Source organism: Pseudoalteromonas sp. MIP2626, assembly GCF_013414205.1.
GTDB classification, from domain to species: domain Bacteria; phylum Pseudomonadota; class Gammaproteobacteria; order Enterobacterales; family Alteromonadaceae; genus Pseudoalteromonas; species Pseudoalteromonas nigrifaciens.
The window spans coordinates 173,485-193,085 of record NZ_JAATTW010000003.1; the positions used below are offsets into that span (position 1 = coordinate 173,485).

The window sequence follows — 19,601 nt, forward strand, 5'->3', positions numbered from 1 at the left end:
AAACAATAGCTAATGACAGCACAATTTGAACACGTATCCGTGCTTATGGACGAAACCATAGATGCACTTGCAATTAAGCCAGACGGTATATACATGGATGGCACTTTTGGACGTGGCGGTCATTCAGGTCAAATATTAGCGCGCCTTGGTAGTGAAGGTCGCCTACAGGCCATAGATCAAGATCCACAAGCAATTAAATCGGCTGAAAAATTTGTAGATGATCCACGCTTTGCAATTGCTCATACACGCTTTTCAAACCTATACGATGTGGCTGAGCAAAACGATCTGATTGGCAAAGTTGATGGCATTTTACTTGATATTGGCGTGTCGTCGCCACAGCTTGACGATGCACTGCGTGGCTTTAGCTTTATGAAAGATGGCCCGCTAGATATGCGCATGGATCCAACCACAGGGCGCAGTGCTGCACAGTGGCTGGCCGAAGCTGAACTTGACGATATTACCCATGTTATTAAAAAACTAGGTGAAGAAAAGTTTGGTAAGCGCATTGCGCACAAAGTGCTGGAAGTTCGCGAACATACGCCAATTACCACCACTAAGCAGCTTGCCGACTTGGTAGATGAAGCGGTACCGGTTAAAGATAAATTTAAACACCCAGCTACACGAACTTTTCAGGCTATTCGCATTTATATAAATAGTGAATTAGAAGAAATTCAAACAGCATTACAATCTGCGATTAAAGTTCTTAAGCCAGGTGGTCGCTTAGTTGTTATTTCGTTCCACTCTTTAGAGGATCGTATTGTAAAACAATTTATTAGAAAGCAAAGCCGTGGCGAGACGCTACCTCGAGGTTTACCTTTAACTGACGCACAAATAAATCAAAATTTGACATTAAAAGCTGTGGGTAAAGCCATTAAGCCAAGCGCTGCAGAAGTAGAGCGTAACCCACGTTCACGTAGCTCTGTACTTAGGATTGCGCAGAGGCTGGGATGAGTAAAAAAGCGAGCTATCGTCAACCTAATTTATTTTTTGAAATAATTAAAGGCCTAGGTGCTAATAAGCTTACCTCGGCCTTATTGGTTGTGATACTCGCTTCTAGTTTAACTTTGGTGCAAATAACGCACCTTGCGCGAGGGCAACTTATCGAGCAAGACTCGTTACTGCAACAACGCGACGAATTAGATTTAGAGTGGCGTTACTTATTAGTAGAAGAAGAGTTTTACTCTCAGCATGCGCGCATTGAAGAAGTTGCTATATCGCAGTTAAAAATGAAACGGCCAACCAGCCAAGATGAGCAGGTGATAATACTACAATGAGAACTCGCGGCAAAAAACCGGTTAATAATTTAATCACATGGCGCTTTACTTTAGTTTGCGCAGTGGTGTTTTTAGTGTTTGTAACACTGGTAGCCCGTGCTGCTTATTTGCAAATATTAGAACCAGATAAAGCCCGCTCAGAAAGCGATAAGCGTACGGTGCGAGTTGAAAAACTGCATGTACAACGAGGCATGATATTTGACCGCAATGGTAAAGAATTAGCGGTAAGTGTACCTGTAGTGAGTGTGTATGCAGACCCCAAAGCACTGCACAAATCATTGGTATCTAAAGTACTAAGGCAAGCACGTAAAAATGGTGAAGATCACCAAGCATTAGCAGAAAATATTGCTGAGCTAGATAAGCGTACTGCACTTTATTATAAAAACGATTTGCGCTGGCGTGAGCTTGCCGATGTTTTACGTTTAGAACCTAAAAAAATAAACTCACGCTTGCTAAACGATCCAACGCGCCGCTTTGTATATTTAAAGCGTCAAGTAACCCCCGCAGTGGCAAATTACATTGGTGATTTACGCCTACCAGGCATTCATTTACTCGACGAGTCAAAACGCTATTATCCCGCAGGCGAAGTAACTGCGCATATTATTGGCTTCACAAATATTGATGGTAAGGGTATTGAAGGCATAGAAAAGCTTTACGAAAATGCCCTTACAGGTGAAGAAGGCCGTCGTACAATTCGTAAAGACGCCCAAGGCCGTGAAGTTGCAGTACTTGACGAGCGAGAGCGTGTAGAGCCCGAAAGCATTCACTTAAGTATTGATCAGCGCATTCAAGGTATTGCTTACAAAGCACTAAAATCGGCAGTGCTTACTTATAAAGCCACATCTGGCTCTGCCATGGTGGTAGATGTTAAAACCGGCGAAGTATTGGCTATGGTAAATAGCCCATCGTTTAATCCTAATAATTTAAATGACGCTGCCCCGCATAAGCGCCGTAACCGTGCTATTACAGATTTGTTTGAACCAGGTTCAACCGTTAAGCCTCTAGCCATTTTAGCTGGGCTAGACTACGGCGCAATTAAGGCCGATGACACCATTGACACCTACCCAGGTTGGATGCGATTAGGCGGCAGCTTAGTACAAGATACCCGTAACCACGGTGAGATGACGCTGCGCGAAATTTTAAAATATTCCTCAAATATGGGCGTTGCTAAAGTAACTCAGTTGGTACCCAAAGATTATTTAGTGGGATTATTTCAAAAGGTAGGATTTGGATCGGATTCTGGCACCGGTATGGTGGGTGAAAGCAGTGGGTTGTTTTATCCAAATCGCCGTTGGTCTGACTTCGAAATTGCTACATTATCATTTGGTTATGCTATTGCGGTAAGTACCGCGCAAATGGCACGTTTTTACACCATGTTAGGCGCAGGCGGAATTAATCGGCCATTAACCATTTTAAAGCAAGATGACATCCCTGAGGGGGAGCGTGTTTTTAAACAAAAAGACGTAGAAGCGGTTGTACACATGATGGAAAGTGTATTTGAAAAAGACGGTACAGCGCGCAGAATTAACGTAGATGGTTATCGAGCTGCTGGTAAAACAGGTACTTCTAAAAAAGCAGCTGTTGGTGGCTACGGTGACGAATATGTAGGCTACTTTGCCGGTATTGCACCTGCAAGTAATCCTAGATTAGCAGTGGTAGTGATGATTAACGAACCCGGCGGCGATGTGTACTATGGAGGTGCCACTGCTGGCCCTGCATTTGCAGAAATCGTCTCTAACGCATTAAGAATATTAAACGTAGCGCCCGATAAGGAAGAGGTAGCGTACGTAAAAGGTAAAGAGAACGATGCGTGATTTAAAAGCAATTTTAAAATATATAGAGATAGATGCCCCCTCGCAGCAGGTAGGGCACCTACGCCTTGATAGCCGGGAAGTAACGCCCGGTGATGTATTTGTGGCAATTAAAGGTCATCAATTAGATGGCGGACAATTTATTGCGAAGGCAATTGAAAATGGCGCGGTTGCAATTATTGCCGACAGATTATGCGAATTTGAAACTAGTTTTGAGCCACTTTACTTAGTGTCAGAGCTGACTAAAAAGCTCCCTGAGCTGGCGAGTCGCTTTTACCAGCAGCCAAGCCACATGCTTGATTTAATTGGTGTGACAGGTACAAACGGTAAATCGACCACCACGGCTATGATCGCTCATTTAGCGCAGTTTTGTAACAGCCAGTCGGCCATTATTGGCACCTTAGGCTATGGTCATCCAGATAATCTAACACCACTAATAAATACCACGCCATCGTCGGTTGATTTACAACGAATTTTAAATGATTTAAAGCAGCAAAATACCAAGCTGGTGGCGATGGAAGTGTCATCCCACGGATTAGTACAGCAGCGGGTTGCACAGTGTCAATTTAAAGCGGCGGTATTTACTAATTTATCGCGCGATCACCTCGACTACCATGGTGACATGGCGCGTTATGGTGATGCTAAGCTAATGTTGTTTAAAGACTTTGAGCCTGAACTTGTGGTTCTTAATCAAGATGATGGACAAACAGATCAGTGGCTCGAAAAATACAGCTTTAACAGTTTAGTGTGTTACGGGCGAAAAAACTTACCACCTAAAAATGCACAGTTTGTGTACTTTTCAGACGTTACTTATTCAGCGCAAGGCATAGCAGCACAATTAACTACAAGCTGGGGCGATATTGCTATAAAGTCGCCGTTATTTGGCGAATTTAATTTATATAATTTAACTGCGGCACTTGCAACTTTATTGGGGCTAGGTTATCCGCTAGCACAATTAATTGCAGGCTGTGCGCAATTGCAACCGGTAGCCGGACGCATGCAAGCATTTAGCGCCAAAGGCAAGCCAACCTGTATTGTTGATTACGCTCACACACCCGAGGCGCTTGCGCTTGCGCTGCAAGCATTACAGCAGCATGTGCCTGGTGGAGTAAGTTGTGTATTTGGTTGTGGTGGCGACCGCGATAAAGGCAAGCGGGCATTAATGGCACAAGCGGCAGAGCAAAATGCGGATAAGGTTATTATTACCAGTGATAATCCACGTTCAGAAAATCCTGACGCCATTATTGCCGATGTAGCACAAGGTTTAGCGCAGCCAACAAAAGCTTATTTAGAGGCCGATAGAGCAACAGCTATTAGTTACGCTATAAGCAATGCCAAAGCAGACGAGGTTATTCTTATTGCTGGTAAAGGCCATGAAGACTATCAAATAATAGGTGATCAGCGCATCGATTTTTGCGATCGCCGTTACGTACAACAACAACTAAAAAAAGCAGTAAGAGGGACTCAAGCATGATCCCGATGGATTTTGATTGGCTAGCTAACGTGCTAGCAACCGATTATCAAGGTGATAATCAACCAGTGCTAAATATAAATACAGATACTCGCAGCATTTGCAGTGGTGAAGTGTTTTTAGCACTAAAAGGGCCAAATTTTGATGGTCATAAATTTATTGCCCAAGCAAAACAAAATGGCGCGATTGGCGTTATTGTGCAGCACAAAGTTGATGTTGATATTCCACAGTTTATAGTTGCCGATACCCGTTTAGCATTGGGAATTATAGGCGGCGCAGTAATGGCGCAAGTAGCCCCTAAAACTATTGCCATTACTGGCAGCGTTGGCAAAACCACAGTAAAAGAAATGTGCGCTGCAATTTTATCTGTGCATGGCGATGTACTAGCTACTAAAGGTAATTTTAATAACGATATTGGCGTACCGCTAACCTTATTACGCTTAGAGCCGCAACACCGTTTTGCCGTTATAGAGTTGGGTGCAAATCATTTAGGTGAAATTGCTTATACCACCGCTATGACCAAACCCGATGTTGCCGTGGTATGTAATGTAGCCGCCGCTCACTTAGAAGGTTTTGGCAGCTTAATGGGTGTGGCTAAAGCCAAAGGCGAAATTTTTGATGGGCTTAAAGATGATGGCGTTGCCATTGTTAATTGCGACAGTGAGTTTAGCCAATATTGGCTAGATAAACTCGATGGCCGTAAAGTAACGCGTTTTTCGAGCAGTGAAAAACTCGATATTTGGGCTGAAAATATTAGCCTAGATGAAAATGCTCGCGCTAGCTTTACCCTATGCACTAAAAACGCACAAATACCGGTTAAGCTTGCGCTACCAGGTAAGCATAATATTAGTAATGCACTTATTGCAGCAGCACTAACCAGTGAGTTTGATGTCACTCTTGAGGATATTGCCAATGCGCTGGCAACCATGGGGGATGTAAAAGGCCGCGTTAATTTAATTAATGTTTCTGACTTATTAACTGTGGTTGATGATACCTATAACGCCAATGTTAAATCGGTTAAAGCCGCCATTGATTTACTAAGTGACATGCAAGGGCATCGTATTTTAGCACTGGGCGACATGGGTGAACTTGGCGAAGAAGCACGTCAATATCATCAAGAAGTAGGCGAATATGCATTAGAGCAAGGCATCAATGAGCTGTTTACTTTAGGTGTATTAAGTCGCTATGCCAGTGATGTGTATGGCCTGCCAAATAGGCACTTTTCAAACCGTGAGCAAATGCTGCAACAAATTCAAACAAGTATTAAAAAAGTAGATAAAAAAACCACCATAGTCGTGAAAGGATCACGCAGTTCTCGCATGGAGCTTTTAGTAACCGATTTAGTTAATGGCCAGCAACAAGCCATCAATGGAGTATTTTAATGTTAGTTTGGCTGGCAGAGTATTTAACCCAATATTACACGGGCTTTAATGTTTTTTCGTACTTAACCCTACGTGCGATTTTAGGGATTTTAACCGCATTAATGATGTCGCTTTATTTAGGGCCTAAGTTAATTCGCGCTTTGCAACGTATGCAAATAGGGCAAACAGTGCGCGATGACGGTCCACAATCGCATTTATCAAAATCAGGAACACCTACTATGGGTGGCTTATTGATTTTAGCGGCTATTTTTACCAGTACCTTATTATGGGCCGATTTATCAAATAAATATGTTTGGGCAACGTTATTTGTTATTGGCTCGTTAGGAGTGGTTGGCTTTGTGGATGACTACCGAAAAGTTATTCGTAAAGACCCTAAAGGTTTAATTGCTAAGTGGAAGTATTTTTGGCAATCAGTTATAGCCTTAGTTGTTGCTTGTGCATTATTTTTTACCAGCACTCAAGCCAATGAAACTTCGTTAGTTGTACCATTTTTTAAAGATGTATTACCGCAACTAGGCTTGTTTTACATTGTTATTACCTACTTTGCGTTAGTAGGAACATCAAACGCGGTAAACCTTACCGATGGACTTGATGGCCTTGCCATAGTACCCACTATTTTAGTGGCAGCAGCACTGGCAATTATTGCTTACTTAACTGGTAATGTGAATTTTTCGAATTACTTACATATTCCATATTTACCGCTGGCCAGTGAGCTTGTTGTGGTATGTACCGCAATAGTAGGCGCAGGGCTGGGCTTTTTATGGTTTAACACTTACCCAGCGCAAGTATTTATGGGCGATGTAGGCTCATTAGCATTAGGCGGTGCATTGGGTATTATTGCCGTATTAGTTCGCCAAGAGTTACTGCTTATTATTATGGGGGGAGTATTTGTAATGGAAGCCTTGTCGGTTATTTTACAAGTAGGCTCGTATAAATTACGCGGGCAACGAATTTTTAGAATGGCGCCTATCCATCATCATTACGAATTAAAAGGTTGGCCAGAGCCGCGGGTTATTGTGCGCTTTTGGATTATTTCAATCGTGCTAGTGTTAGCTGGCCTTGCGACGTTAAAGATTCGATAAATGCGATACTTAAGTGAGATAAAAAACAAACAAATAACAGTGCTCGGACTCGGTGTAACCGGTCTGGGCATTGTGCGTTTTTTAGTGTCTCAGGGTTTAACACCAACCGTGGTTGATAGCCGAATAAACCCACCGGGAATTGATTGGCTAAAACAAAATACGCCAACCTTAACTACCCGTTTTGGTGATTTGGACAGTGCCGATCTTTGCGCCAGCGATATGATCATTATTAGCCCAGGCCTTAGCTTAACAATTCCAGCAATTGCTAAAGCTATAAACGCAGGCGTTGAAGTGATTGGTGATGTTGAGTTGTTTGCCCGTATTAATACTAAACCTGTGGTTGCTGTTACGGGATCTAATGGTAAATCCACAGTAGTCACACTGGCGCAGCAGGTATTACTTGCTGCTGGTTATAAAGCAGCATTAGGTGGCAACATTGGCACCGCAGTGCTTGATTTACTACAAAGTGATTTAAGTAACAACGACGTTGATGTGTACGTATTGGAGTTGTCTAGTTTTCAGCTAGATACCACAACAAGTTTACAGCCAATTAGCGCCACCGTGCTGAATGTTTCAGAGGATCACCTCGATCGTTACGCCAGTTATCAAGCTTATATAGATTCCAAGCTGAGTATTTATAATAACGCAGCTTTAGTGATAACCAATGCAGACGACGAAGCCACGCATAGTAAAGTAAAATCCCAATTAAGTTTTGGTGCTAACCAGGGCGATTACAGCCTTGGCGAATATCAGCAACAAACATATTTTATGCAGGCTAATAAAGCCTTTTTACCAGTAACTAGCTTGGCGGTAGTCGGCAAGCACAATTATTTAAATGCTCTTGCGGTAATGGCGCTACTTAGCCCGTTTAATATTAGTAAAGCACAATACAGTACAGCATTTAGCCAATTCAATGGCCTTGCACACCGCTGTCAGTTTGTTGCTGAACGTGCTGGAGTTAAATACTTTAATGACTCTAAAGCCACTAATGTGGGGGCTACTATTGCTGCAATAGATAGCCTTGCAACTAATGGCCAACAATTAATAGTTATTGCTGGTGGGGATGCAAAAGGAGCCGATTTAAACGCCCTTACACCTTACTTACAGCAGCATGTTAAAGCGCTAATTTGCTTTGGAAAAGATGCCAAAGATTTAATGGCATTAACCAATAAAAGCCATTTAACCAATAATATGAGCGAAGCGGTAACACTGGCTAAGCAATTAAGCGAGCCCGGTAATATTGTGTTACTTGCCCCAGCTTGTGCCAGTATTGATATGTACAATAACTACATGCAACGCGGCGATGACTTTATACAATGTGTTATGGCGGAACAGCCATGATGGCCTTTGCCGATATTAAAGAAGCACTAACGCCCAAGCCTTCGGCGCAGCTCTACGATGTACCATTATTGTATTGCATGCTGATGTTAATGGGGGTGGGTTTTGTCATGGTTACCAGTGCATCTATGCCTACAGCAGACAGATTATTTGGTAATATTTATCATTTTACTATTCGGCACGGTATATTTTTAGCTTTGTCGTTTTGTTTATTTTGGATCACCACTTCAGTGCCTATGAGCTGGTGGAAAAAAGCGAATCCGTACTTGTTGTTAGTGGGTTTAGGCTTATTACTTATAGTGCTTATTGTTGGCCGAGAAGTAAACGGTTCAACTCGTTGGATACCCATAGGGCCGTTTAACATTCAGGCATCTGAGCTGGCTAAGCTATTCTTTTTTAGTTATATATCAGGTTATTTGGTGCGTAAACGTAGCGAAGTCCAAGAAAACATAAAAGGTTTTATTAAGCCAATACTAGTATTTGCGGCTTATGCAGGATTAATTTTAATGCAGCCTGACTTAGGTACTGTGGTCGTTATGTTTGTAACTACCGTGGGTTTATTGTTTTTAGCTGGAGCCAAACTTTGGCAGTTTTTTGTATTAATTCTAACCGGTGTTGCCTTGGTTATCGGGCTAATAGTGCTAGAACCATACCGTATGGCGCGGGTTATTGGCTTTTTAGAACCGTGGGACGATCCATTTGGCAAAGGGTATCAGTTAGTGCAATCGTTAATGGCTTACAGTCAAGGTGATTGGTTTGGCCAAGGCCTAGGTAACAGCGTACAAAAGCTACAATACTTACCCGAGGCGCATACCGATTTTATTTTTGCGGTAATAGCCGAAGAGCTTGGTTTTGTTGGTGTATCGAGCATATTAATAGTATTAGGCACCTTAGTGTTTAGAGCCTTACTAATTGGCCAAAATGCGCTTAAAAATGGTAAAGAATACGAAGGCTATTTAGCGTTGGCAATAGGTATTTGGTTTGCTTTTCAAACCATGGTGAACGTAGGCGCAAGTGCGGGTATTTTACCTACTAAAGGGTTAACACTGCCGTTTATTTCTTACGGTGGGTCGAGTTTACTCATGATGACAATTGCTGCTGGTATTTTATTACGTGTTGATTTTGAAACTAAAATGGCGACCAAACAAGCCACGTCAGGTGGAGCTAAGCGATGAGTAAAAAGTGTGTTGTAGTTGCCGGTGGTACTGGCGGACATATATTTCCGGGTATTGCTGTGGCCGACTACTTAAAGCAGCAAGGCTGGCAAGTAAGTTGGATAGGCACTCCCGATAGAATGGAAGCAACGGTTGTTCCTAAGCATAATATTGATATCAATTTTATTAATGTAAAAGGCGTACGTGGTAACGGAATAAAGCGTCTTATTAAAGCCCCATTCATGGTGCTTAATGCAATATTACAAGCGCGTAAAGTATTGAAAAGCGAAAAGCCCGATGTGGTACTCGCTATGGGCGGTTATGTAACTGGCCCAACAGGTATTGCAGCTAAAAGTTTAGGTATTCCGCTGGTGATACATGAGCAAAACGCCATTGCCGGTATGAGCAATAAGTGGCTTGCTAAGTTTGCTAATCGGGTATTGGCGGCTTTTCCAAGTGCATTTGCTACAGGGCAAGCCGAGTTGGTTGGTAATCCAGTGCGAGAAAGCGTGGCAAATGTTACTGTGCGAGAAGTATCAAGCCCAATTAATATTTTAGTGGTAGGCGGCTCATTAGGGGCGCAAGTACTTAATACAACTTTGCCTGCTGCGTTTGCAGAGCTGGGTAATACCAATGCTATAAGTGTTTGGCACCAAACGGGTATAGGGCACTTCGGCAGTGTTGAAGCTGCTTATAAGTCGCATAAATTTAGCACTGAAAATACAAAAGTAGCTGAATTTATAGATGATATAGACACAGCTTACGGCTGGGCCGATATTGTTATTTGCCGCTCGGGCGCGCTCACTGTGAGTGAAATTGCCGCTGCTGGTAAAATGGCAGTGTTTGTACCTTTTCCGCATGCGGTGGACGACCATCAAACAGCTAACGCACAGTATTTAGTTGTGGCAAATGGTGCATTACTAATGCCACAAGGGCAGTTTAATCAACAATCAATTGTTGCGCTTTTAAGCCCATATTTAGCTAAACCTTCATTAATTAAAGAAATGGCGGCAAATGCAAAACAGCAAGCCATTTTAGATGCCACAGCAAGCGTAGCTATGCACTGTGAGCAAGTAACCAATAAGAGAGCATAAGTGAAACAAACGTCAATAAGAGAGCAATATACACGACCAGCAATGCGTCGCATTGAAACCATCCACTTTGTTGGTATTGGCGGCGCAGGCATGGGCGGCATTGCCGAAGTACTCGCGTTTGAAGGTTATAGGATTACCGGTTCAGACATTGCGCACAGCGCTATGACAGACAGGTTAATTAAAGCCGGTGCAGAGGTGTTTATTGGGCATCACGAAAATAACGTAAAAGATGCCAATGTAGTGGTTGTTTCCAGTGCTATTGATGAAACAAATCCAGAAATTATAGCCGCCAAGGCCGCAAGAGTACCTGTGGTACGCCGCGCCGAAATGCTCGCTGAGCTAATGCGCTTTCGCCACGGTATAGCTATTGCGGGTACACACGGTAAAACTACAACAACCAGTTTAATTGCCAGTATTTATGCACAAGCTGGCCTTGATCCAACATTTATAATTGGTGGCTTATTAAATAGTGCCGGCAGCAATGCAAAAGTAGGTAAAAGCGACTTTTTAATCGCCGAAGCGGATGAAAGCGATGCCTCATTTTTACACTTACAGCCAATGGTATCGGTGATCACTAATATTGAAGAAGATCACATGGAAACCTATGGCGGCAGCCTAGAAAAAATGAAAGACACTTATGTGGACTTTATTCATAACCTGCCGTTTTATGGCTTAGCTGTAGTGTGTATTGACTCTGAAGTCGCGAGCGAGCTTATACCGCGTTTTGGTCGCCCAGTGATTACTTATGGCGAGTCGAGCGATGCGGATTATCGCATGAGCGACTTTAGCCAGTCGGCAAACACGTGCAAGTTTACGGTAACCAATAAACAAGGCGAGAGCTTAACCGCAACGCTAAATATGCCAGGCAAGCATAATGCACTTAATGCCACTGCAGCTATAGCGGTAGCAAAAGATCAAAATATTGCTAATTTCGCTATTTTAGAAGCATTGCAAAAGTTTGAAGGTATTGGCCGACGTTTTCAGCACTACGGTGAGTTTGAAAACGAACGTGGCAGCGTAATGTTAGTTGACGATTATGGGCATCATCCGTCAGAAGTAGCCGCAACTATTGCCGCTGCTCGTGAAGGCTGGCCAGATAAGCGTTTAGTTATGGTGTATCAACCTCATCGCTTTACTCGTACTCGCGACTTGTACGAAGATTTTGTAAAGGTATTAGCCGAGGTTGATCAGTTGTTACTACTCGATGTATACAGTGCTGGCGAAGAGCCAATTGTAGGCGCAGATAGTAAAAGCTTATGCCGTAGTTTACGCCAGCGCGGTAAAGAGCCCCGCCACGTAGCTAATAGTGCAGAGCTGGCAAGCGTATTAGCCGATTGCTTACAAAATAACGATTTAGTATTAACCCAAGGGGCTGGCAACATAGGGCAATTAGTAAAAACCTTAGCCGCTACGGGTATGTTGATAGAAAAACTTAAACAAGGTGAAGTATGACACAGTTAAATACGCAGTTTGGTAAAGTAGCGGTGCTGTTAGGGGGTAACTCAGCAGAGCGTGAAGTGTCATTAAGATCAGGGCAAGCGGTATTAAATGCATTGCAAAATCATGGCATAAACGCCATTGCCTTTGACCCAAAAGAGCGCCCGTTATGGGAGCTAAATGAGTTAGCAATTGATAGAGTGTTCATTGCACTGCATGGTCGTGGTGGCGAAGACGGTACAGTGCAAGGTGCGCTTGAATTTATGAACCTGCCGTATACTGGCAGTAACGTACTAGGCTCAGCGCTGGCTATGGATAAAGTGCGTTGTAAGCATTTATTTAAATCGGCAGGGTTAAGTACCGCTCCTTATACCGTGGTTGATGCCAAAAAAGGCTTTGATGCAGCGGCAATAATGCAGCAATTTAAAAAAGTGATGGTAAAGCCGTCACACGAAGGCTCAAGTATTGGTATGGCACAAGCAAGCACGCCACAAGAGCTTGAAGATGCACTGAGTAATGCGTTTAAGTTTGATAGCCAAGTGCTAGTTGAGCAGTGGATCAGTGGCCGCGAATTTACCATAACGGTATTAGGCGATGAAGTGTTGCCAGTAATCGAAATGACAACCCCCAATGGTTTTTATGATTACCAAGCTAAATATCAAGCAACCACCACGCAGTATCATTGCCCGGCAGATTTATCGCCTGCAGATACCGAGCACTTACAAGCAATGGCACTCGATGCATTTGATTTAGTAGGTGCTAGCGGCTGGGGACGCGTAGATGCAATGCAAGATCAGCAAGGTAATTTTTACTTATTAGAAGTAAATACAGTACCCGGTATGACCGAAAAGTCGCTTGTACCTATGGCGGCAAAAGCACATGGTGCAAGTTTTGAGCAATTAGTTGTTCGCATTTTGGAGCAAACACTTTAATATGCATCCCCTTTTAGAAAAAACGCTACAAATCAAACAGCAACTTAACTGGTCGCTAATTTTTGGGGTGAGTTTTTTTCTAGCTGTGGTAATCGGCTTAGTGCAAATTACTACAGGTGTATCGGATTGGTTGGTAGAAAATAAAGATGCCCAAATTAAACACTTAATGGTGCAGGGTAATCCTAAATATACCGACGAAATCGCTATTATTAGGGCGATTAAAAAAGCAGATTTAACTAGCTTTTTTGACCTTAATGTAAAGCATGTACAGCAATTGGTACAAGATTTACCTTGGGTGGCAAGTGTATCGGTGCGTAAACAATGGCCCGACACACTGCAAGTTTATGTAGTTGAGCACCGCGCTGTTGCGCATTGGAATAGTGACTTGTTACTTAATCAAAACGGCGATGCATTTGAAGCTAAAAGTAATAAGTTAAGTAAAAACTTACCTCAACTATATGGCCCAGAGGGCAGTGAGCAAGAAGCATGGATTGCGTTTCAGCAATTTGACGAAATGCTAAAAGTAAACGCATTAACGTTAAAAAGTTTAGCGTTATCGGAGCGTTTCTCATGGCAGTTGTGGCTAGATAATGGAGTGCGCTTAAATTTAGGGCGCAAAGATAAAGCTAAGCGTGTACAGCGTTTTATAGACGTTTATCCACGCATGGAAAAGCGTGCAGATGCTCAAATAGATGCAATCGATTTACGCTACGATACTGGCCTTGCAGTCAGCTTTAAGCCATTGCAAGAAGAACAATTACAAAATAAGAGTAAGGCATGACTAAGTCAGCAGAAAGAAACCTAGTGATTGGATTAGACGTTGGCACCTCAAAAGTGATTGCAACGGTAGGTGAAATCACCGCAGACAACAAACTCAGTATTGTTGGTGTAGGCACGCAGATATCCCGAGGTATGGATAAAGGCGGCGTAAACGATTTAAACTTAGTATCTGAGTCTATTCGCCGAGCCATAGACGAAGCCGAATTGATGGCTGATTGTCGTATTAGCTCAGTGTACCTTGGTATCTCTGGCAAGCATATACAATGCCAAAACGAAAGCGGTGTAGTAGCAATTAACAACACCGAAGTAACCGATGAAGACATTGAAAATGTAATTCATATTGCGCGTTCTGTGCCTATTTCGGCAGAGCGTAAAATGCTGCATGCATTACCGCAAGAGTACAGCATCGATATGCAAGAGGGGATTAAAAACCCATTAGGCATGAGCGGTGTTCGTATGGAAGCGCGTGCACACATTATTACGTGCTCAAATGATATGGCAAAAAATATCGAGAAATGTGTAGAGCGTTGTGGTCTTGAAGTCGACCAGCTTATTTTTACTGCATTAGCGTCATGTTATTCTGTACTAACAGATGACGAAAAAGAGCTAGGTGTTGCAGTACTTGATATTGGTGGCGGCACTATGGATATCACCATTTATATTAATGGCGCACTTCGTCACTCTGCGGTTATTCCAGTGGCGGGTAACCAAGTTACTGGTGATATTGCAAAAATATTTCGCACACCTATATCACATGCCGAGTCACTCAAAGTACAATACGCATGTGCTAGTAGCCAAATGGCCAGTAATGAAGACACCATAGAAGTACCGAGTGTAGGCGGACGCCCAGCTAGATTAATGTCACGTCATACATTATCGGAAGTGGTAGAGCCAAGATTTAGAGAATTATTTGAATTAGCGATGGAAGAAATTCGTCGCTCAGGGTTAGAAGACCAAATTGCAGCAGGTCTCGTTATCACAGGCGGAACTGCTAAAATGGCCGGCGCAATGGAAGTAGCAGAAGATATTTTCCAAATGCCGGTAAGAATAGGCAAACCAATTGGGATAGTTGGTTTGACAGACTATGTGGACGATCCTTCGTACGCAACCGCTGTTGGTTTGTTACAATACGGGCGTACCATGCAATCAATGAATGCACAAAAGTTGAAAGCAGAAGGGAATAATAATTTATGGAGCCGCATTACTAAGTGGTTCCAAGGCGAGTTTTAGTACTCAAGTCGGAGAGTAAACATGTTTGATATGATGGAACAACATAGCGAAGAAGCTGTAATAAAAGTAATTGGCGTGGGCGGCGGCGGCGGTAACGCTGTTGAGCACATGGTAAAACAGCAAATTGAAGGCGTATGCTTTATTGCTGCTAATACAGACGCACAAGCATTACGTAACTCAGCAGCGCACGTTACTGTACAATTAGGCACGCAAATAACCTCAGGGTTAGGAGCCGGTGCAAACCCAGAAATAGGTCGTCAATCAGCTGAAGAGGATGCTGATACAATTCGTGCCAGCCTTGAAGGTGCCGACATGGTATTTATTGCAGCAGGTATGGGCGGCGGTACTGGTACTGGTGCAGCGCCTGTAGTGGCAAAAATTGCAAAAGAGCTTGGTATTTTAACCGTAGCAGTAGTTACACGTCCTTTTGACTTTGAAGGTAAAAAGCGAGCTGCAGCGGCTGAACAAGGCATTAATGAATTGTCAGAAATTGTAGATTCACTTATTACAATTCCAAACAATAAACTGCTTAAAGTTTTAGGAAAAGGGACTACACTTTTAGATGCCTTCGCTAAAGCTAACGACGTATTATTTGGTGCGGTTCAGGGTATTGCAGAGTTAATTACTCGCTCTGGTCTGATCAACGTGGATTTCGCCGACGTACGTACAGTAATGTCAGCAATGGGTCCTGCAATGATGGGTACAGCGTCTGCATCAGGTCCAGATCGTGCACAAGAAGCAGCAGAAGCGGCTATCTCAAGCCCATTACTTGAAGACGTAGATTTAACTGGTGCTAAAGGTATCTTGGTTAATATTACTGCGGGTATGGACATTGCGATTGAAGAATTTGAGATCGTTGGTAACCACGTAAAAGCATTGGCATCAGAAAACGCTACTGTGGTTGTAGGTGCAGTAATTGACCCTGAAATGACCGATGAATTACGTGTAACTGTAGTTGCAACTGGCTTAGGTGGCGATCGTCGTCCGCAGTTTGGCATTGTTGATAATGGCTTCAAAAAAGCATCAGGTTCTGATGTAGCCAGCACTTCAAACCAAAGTAGCAGCATGTACGTACCAAGCTTTGCAAGCCAAGGCACAAGCGCTGAAGAAAACACAGCAAAGACGCAAGTTGAAAGTAACGAAAAAACAACGTCATCTACTGCTAATAAAAGCACAACGAGTGCTGCAGCGCCAAGTAACAAAAAATCAGATAAGTCAGAAGGCGGAGATTATTTTGATATTCCTGCTTTTTTACGTAAACAAGCTGATTAATATAAACAGTATTTCGTTTGAAATGTGAACGAATATTGCAATTGCGGCGTATTTATGTTAGTATCCGCCGTCTAACTGTAACTGAATTTAAGTGAGCGAACCTATGATTAAACAGCGAACGATTGCACAAGTAGTCAAAGCCATAGGAATTGGACTTCATAAAGGTGAGAAGGTCACAATAACTCTCCGACCTGCGAGCGCAAATACTGGGATTGTATTTCGTCGTGTCGACCTTGATCCGGTTGTTGATTTTGAAACAACACCTGAAGCCGTTGGTGATACGCAATTATGTACCTGTTTAATTAACAAAGATGGTGTTCGCTTATCAACTACTGAGCATCTTATTGCCGCTGTTGCTGCAATGGGTATTGATAATCTAATTGTAGAATTAGATAGCTCAGAAGTGCCAATAATGGATGGTAGTGCATTACCATTCATTTATTTGTTACAAAAAGGCGGCATTGAAGAGCAAAATGCAGCAAAACGCTTTATTCGTATTAAAGAAAAAGTACGTATTGAAGAAGGCGATAAATGGGCCGAGTTAGAACCGTATGATGGTTTTCATATCGACTTTGAAATTGCTTTTGATCACCCAGCTATCAATGAAAGTCGCCAACGTATTGGTTTAGATATTACGACGAAAAGCTTTATTGAAGAAATTAGCCGTGCACGTACCTTTGGTTTTATGAAAGACATTGAATATATGCATGCTAATAACCTAGCATTAGGTGGCAGCATGGATAGCGCAGTAGTACTTGATGAGTTTAAAGTGTTAAATTCAAACGGTTTACGCTACAGCGATGAGTTTGTTAAGCATAAGATATTAGACTGTGTTGGTGACATGTTTATGACAGGTCATAACATTTTAGGTAAAGTAACTGCATTTAAATCGGGTCACGATTTAAATAATAAATTACTACGTAAATTAATGGCTACTGAGTCAGCATGGGAGTGGGCAACCTTTGAAACGCCTGTAACGATGCCTGCACCCGGCCTTGAATTAGCGCCAGCCTAATTTATTGCTCACACAGTTATAAAAAATGACGCTAATTAGCGTCATTTTTTTGCCTATTGAAAATACTTTAAGTGCGTAGCTACCTACAGCTACAGCTCTAAAATACTTTGTAACTGCTTCAAATGAGTAACGGTATAGGTAGGCTTTATACCCTCGGGCAACTGCTCGTTTGGGTGTTGTAACCAGCAGGTATCAATCCCCGCATTATTACCGCCTAAAATATCGCTTGTGGCAGTATCGCCAACCATTAATATTTGGCTTTTATCTGGGTTACCCATTAATTCAAAGGTATGGTCAAAAATAGCTTTATTAGGCTTAGCTATGCCCACTAATTCAGAAATGACTAACCATTCAAACATATCTTTTAAACCAGTATGCTCAAGGCGCACGGTTTGTAAACGTGCAAAACCATTAGTAATAATACCTAACTTAGCGTGGGGCTTAAGTTTATTTAACAGCTCTATGGCACCGGGTAGCGGCTCGCATATTGCTGCCATAGCATCTAAAAATGCATCATTAAGCTCTTTTGCTGGCACATTTAGTTTAGTAGCCCATTCGCTAAAGCGAGTAACCTGCAAGTAGTCGGCACTAATGTCGCCATTTTGGTAATCAACCCATAGTTGCTTATTGGTTTTTTGATAATGAAGATAGTCGGCTTGGCTAAAATCTACGTTATATGTTTTAAACATGCGAGTCATGCCCGCTAAAATATCAAATCTAAACAAGGTTTCGTCTGCATCAAACAGCACGTAACTGTATTTCATTAAACTTCCTAAAATTAATTTGTTTGGCAATAAAGCGCTGAATGTAAAAAAGGTGCCATGGCCAAAGTAAGTGCCTGAGTATAGGTACTTTCGCGGGTGGCGTGGTTATTAGTGAGTAAACCAATAGCGCCGCCTTGCTGCTTTATATTGGTGGTATTAAAAGCCTTATCCATAACATCGCCAAGCTCTGCACCATTAAGTAATGCGTTATACAGTATTTGCGGCAAAGGTAGGTTGCTACTGCGTCCTACAACTTGATTTACCGCGTTATCGATAACTACATAGGCAAAGGTTGCGGCACCGTAACTAAATTGCTCTGCACCGCCTTCCATGGCCACATAATAGTGGGCTTGGTAGTGCTCTTTGCAGTAATTCACTCGGTTTTGTGCGCCAATGCGAGTTTGCTCTTCACCAATAGGTTGATCAGGCACACCCGAGGGAGCATTTACACCTTGGCAGTCAATGTCACACTCTGAAAAATACATGCTAAAAATGCCCTTAGCAGCATTTATTTTTACTGGATTTTTAGAGCCCACAATAATTTTTAATGGTTGCGACATGCTGATCTCACTTTAAGCAAAATCAGCAGTGTACGTGAGTTGGCTTTAACAAAAAAGGGCTGTGGGTTATCCAATATCAAATAGGTAAATCCAGTGGTGCTAGGTTTTCTAATGCTCGTTTTTTTAAAATAATATCTTTAATGAGTGGGGTAAGTACCAACTCCATTGCCAAGCCCATTTTACCGCCAGGCACTACCAAGGTATTAATACGCGACATAAAGCTACCTTGGATCATCTGTAAATAGTACGGAAAATCGACATCTTCAATGCCCCTAAAGCGGATCACCACAAAGCTTTCATCGAGTGATGGAATGTCTTTTGCGCTGAACGGGTTAGAGGTATCTACGGTAGGGACTCGTTGAAAGTTAATATGGGTGCGTGAAAATTGTGGAGTAATATGGTTAATATAATCGTCCATACTGCGCACTATAGATCCCATTACCGCTTCGCGTGAGTGACCACGATCAGAGGTGTCGCGGATCAGCTTTTGGATCCACTCAAGGTTGATAATGGGCACCATACCAATAAGTAAATCTACATGTTTTGCTACATCCACATTGTGCTCTTGATCTACAACAGCGCCATGCAATCCTTCGTAAAATAATAAATCGGTATTTTGCTCTAGGTTTTGCCACGGAGTAAATGTGCCGGGCAATTGGTTGTAAGGGACCGCTTCGTCAAAGGTATGTAAATAACGACGCAGTTTACCTTGGCCGGTTTCACCGTAGCTATCAAATAGGGTTTCTAGTAAACCAAAGTCGTTGGCTTCGCGGCCAAAGTAGCTAATATGTTTGCCTTCTTGTTGCGCGTCACGTACTTTTTTTTCCATTTCAGGGCGAGTGTAACGATGAAAGCTATCCCCTTCGATAAAAGCCGCACTAATGTTAAGGCTACGAAAAATATGTTTAATTGCATTCGTGGTGGTAGTTGTCCCCGCACCTGAAGAGCCGGTTATTGCAATAATAGGATGTTTAGCTGACATATTAATTCTCTTTTATAAGACCC

Annotated in this window: 18 protein-coding genes; 15 read left to right on the forward strand and 3 right to left on the reverse strand. The window is 42.6% G+C overall.

Going from position 1 to position 19,601, the window contains the following annotated elements:
• Positions 1–12 precede the first annotated feature (12 nt).
• From rsmH to lpxC, 15 genes are all read left to right on the forward strand, one after another.
• A complete protein-coding gene (rsmH, locus tag HC000_RS03635; protein WP_179806977.1) occupies positions 13–951 on the forward strand; it encodes a 16S rRNA (cytosine(1402)-N(4))-methyltransferase RsmH in 939 nt (312 codons plus the stop codon).
• On the forward strand, positions 948–1,274 hold the full coding sequence (gene ftsL / locus HC000_RS03640) for a cell division protein FtsL (protein WP_011329159.1): 327 nt from the start codon (positions 948–950) through the stop codon (positions 1,272–1,274). The genes rsmH and ftsL overlap by 4 nt, the downstream gene beginning before the upstream one ends.
• On the forward strand, positions 1,271–3,088 hold the full coding sequence (locus HC000_RS03645) for a penicillin-binding transpeptidase domain-containing protein (protein ID WP_179806978.1): 1,818 nt from the start codon (positions 1,271–1,273) through the stop codon (positions 3,086–3,088). Before ftsL ends, HC000_RS03645 begins: the two co-directional genes overlap by 4 nt.
• Complete coding sequence (gene murE, locus HC000_RS03650) at positions 3,081–4,559, forward strand: UDP-N-acetylmuramoyl-L-alanyl-D-glutamate--2,6-diaminopimelate ligase (protein ID WP_011329157.1); 1,479 nt, start codon at positions 3,081–3,083, stop codon at positions 4,557–4,559. Before HC000_RS03645 ends, murE begins: the two co-directional genes overlap by 8 nt.
• Entirely contained in the window at positions 4,556–5,938 is a 1,383-nt protein-coding gene (gene murF / locus HC000_RS03655; RefSeq protein WP_011329156.1) for a UDP-N-acetylmuramoyl-tripeptide--D-alanyl-D-alanine ligase, read from the forward strand. The genes murE and murF overlap by 4 nt, the downstream gene beginning before the upstream one ends.
• Complete coding sequence (gene mraY / locus HC000_RS03660) at positions 5,938–7,020, forward strand: phospho-N-acetylmuramoyl-pentapeptide-transferase (protein ID WP_011329155.1); 1,083 nt, start codon at positions 5,938–5,940, stop codon at positions 7,018–7,020. Before murF ends, mraY begins: the two co-directional genes overlap by 1 nt.
• A complete protein-coding gene (gene murD, locus HC000_RS03665) occupies positions 7,021–8,361 on the forward strand; it encodes a UDP-N-acetylmuramoyl-L-alanine--D-glutamate ligase (RefSeq protein WP_086993257.1) in 1,341 nt (446 codons plus the stop codon). It abuts the gene before it with no gap.
• On the forward strand, positions 8,358–9,533 hold the full coding sequence (gene ftsW, locus HC000_RS03670; RefSeq protein ID WP_041454565.1) for a cell division protein FtsW: 1,176 nt from the start codon (positions 8,358–8,360) through the stop codon (positions 9,531–9,533). The genes murD and ftsW overlap by 4 nt, the downstream gene beginning before the upstream one ends.
• Positions 9,530–10,606 (forward strand): undecaprenyldiphospho-muramoylpentapeptide beta-N-acetylglucosaminyltransferase, encoded by a 1,077-nt coding sequence (gene murG, locus HC000_RS03675; RefSeq protein WP_179806979.1) that lies wholly within the window; start codon positions 9,530–9,532, stop codon positions 10,604–10,606. Before ftsW ends, murG begins: the two co-directional genes overlap by 4 nt.
• A complete protein-coding gene (murC, locus tag HC000_RS03680) occupies positions 10,607–12,058 on the forward strand; it encodes a UDP-N-acetylmuramate--L-alanine ligase (RefSeq protein WP_179806980.1) in 1,452 nt (483 codons plus the stop codon).
• Positions 12,055–12,975, forward strand: coding sequence for a D-alanine--D-alanine ligase (locus tag HC000_RS03685; protein WP_011329150.1), 921 nt, complete (start codon positions 12,055–12,057; stop codon positions 12,973–12,975). The genes murC and HC000_RS03685 overlap by 4 nt, the downstream gene beginning before the upstream one ends.
• Position 12,976: 1 nt before the next feature.
• Complete coding sequence (locus HC000_RS03690; RefSeq protein WP_089368728.1) at positions 12,977–13,756, forward strand: cell division protein FtsQ/DivIB; 780 nt, start codon at positions 12,977–12,979, stop codon at positions 13,754–13,756.
• Entirely contained in the window at positions 13,753–14,985 is a 1,233-nt protein-coding gene (gene ftsA / locus HC000_RS03695) for a cell division protein FtsA (protein ID WP_179806981.1), read from the forward strand. Before HC000_RS03690 ends, ftsA begins: the two co-directional genes overlap by 4 nt.
• A gap of 21 nt (positions 14,986–15,006) precedes the next feature.
• Positions 15,007–16,257, forward strand: coding sequence for a cell division protein FtsZ (ftsZ, locus tag HC000_RS03700; protein WP_058374115.1), 1,251 nt, complete (start codon positions 15,007–15,009; stop codon positions 16,255–16,257).
• A gap of 103 nt (positions 16,258–16,360) precedes the next feature.
• Complete coding sequence (gene lpxC / locus HC000_RS03705) at positions 16,361–17,272, forward strand: UDP-3-O-acyl-N-acetylglucosamine deacetylase (RefSeq protein WP_179806982.1); 912 nt, start codon at positions 16,361–16,363, stop codon at positions 17,270–17,272.
• Positions 17,273–17,361: 89 nt separating this feature from the next.
• Here the strand turns inward: lpxC and yjjG are convergent, their stop codons facing one another.
• The 3 genes from yjjG to HC000_RS03720 form a co-directional block, all read right to left on the reverse strand.
• Positions 17,362–18,036 (reverse strand): pyrimidine 5'-nucleotidase, encoded by a 675-nt coding sequence (yjjG, locus tag HC000_RS03710; RefSeq protein ID WP_179806983.1) that lies wholly within the window; start codon positions 18,034–18,036, stop codon positions 17,362–17,364.
• Between the two features lie 14 nt (positions 18,037–18,050).
• A complete protein-coding gene (yjjX, locus tag HC000_RS03715; RefSeq protein WP_179806984.1) occupies positions 18,051–18,596 on the reverse strand; it encodes an inosine/xanthosine triphosphatase in 546 nt (181 codons plus the stop codon).
• Between the two features lie 76 nt (positions 18,597–18,672).
• Positions 18,673–19,578, reverse strand: coding sequence for a phosphoribulokinase (locus HC000_RS03720; protein WP_011329143.1), 906 nt, complete (start codon positions 19,576–19,578; stop codon positions 18,673–18,675).
• Positions 19,579–19,601 lie beyond the last annotated feature (23 nt).

What these genes read in the sequence shown, in the direction of transcription:
- lpxC (WP_179806982.1), top strand. Translation starts at nt 16,361, where the DNA reads ATGATTAAACAGCGAACGATTGCACAAGTAGTCAAAGCCATAGGAATT.
- murG (WP_179806979.1), top strand. Translation starts at nt 9,530, where the DNA reads ATGAGTAAAAAGTGTGTTGTAGTTGCCGGTGGTACTGGCGGACATATA.
- murE (WP_011329157.1), top strand. Translation starts at nt 3,081, where the DNA reads ATGCGTGATTTAAAAGCAATTTTAAAATATATAGAGATAGATGCCCCC.
- rsmH (WP_179806977.1), top strand. Translation starts at nt 13, where the DNA reads ATGACAGCACAATTTGAACACGTATCCGTGCTTATGGACGAAACCATA.
- murD (WP_086993257.1), top strand. Translation starts at nt 7,021, where the DNA reads ATGCGATACTTAAGTGAGATAAAAAACAAACAAATAACAGTGCTCGGA.
- yjjX (WP_179806984.1), bottom strand. Translation starts at nt 18,596, where the DNA reads ATGTCGCAACCATTAAAAATTATTGTGGGCTCTAAAAATCCAGTAAAA.
- HC000_RS03645 (WP_179806978.1), top strand. Translation starts at nt 1,271, where the DNA reads ATGAGAACTCGCGGCAAAAAACCGGTTAATAATTTAATCACATGGCGC.
- HC000_RS03685 (WP_011329150.1), top strand. Translation starts at nt 12,055, where the DNA reads ATGACACAGTTAAATACGCAGTTTGGTAAAGTAGCGGTGCTGTTAGGG.
- yjjG (WP_179806983.1), bottom strand. Translation starts at nt 18,036, where the DNA reads ATGAAATACAGTTACGTGCTGTTTGATGCAGACGAAACCTTGTTTAGA.
- ftsL (WP_011329159.1), top strand. Translation starts at nt 948, where the DNA reads ATGAGTAAAAAAGCGAGCTATCGTCAACCTAATTTATTTTTTGAAATA.
- HC000_RS03720 (WP_011329143.1), bottom strand. Translation starts at nt 19,578, where the DNA reads ATGTCAGCTAAACATCCTATTATTGCAATAACCGGCTCTTCAGGTGCG.
- mraY (WP_011329155.1), top strand. Translation starts at nt 5,938, where the DNA reads ATGTTAGTTTGGCTGGCAGAGTATTTAACCCAATATTACACGGGCTTT.
- murF (WP_011329156.1), top strand. Translation starts at nt 4,556, where the DNA reads ATGATCCCGATGGATTTTGATTGGCTAGCTAACGTGCTAGCAACCGAT.
- HC000_RS03690 (WP_089368728.1), top strand. Translation starts at nt 12,977, where the DNA reads ATGCATCCCCTTTTAGAAAAAACGCTACAAATCAAACAGCAACTTAAC.
- ftsA (WP_179806981.1), top strand. Translation starts at nt 13,753, where the DNA reads ATGACTAAGTCAGCAGAAAGAAACCTAGTGATTGGATTAGACGTTGGC.
- ftsW (WP_041454565.1), top strand. Translation starts at nt 8,358, where the DNA reads ATGATGGCCTTTGCCGATATTAAAGAAGCACTAACGCCCAAGCCTTCG.
- ftsZ (WP_058374115.1), top strand. Translation starts at nt 15,007, where the DNA reads ATGTTTGATATGATGGAACAACATAGCGAAGAAGCTGTAATAAAAGTA.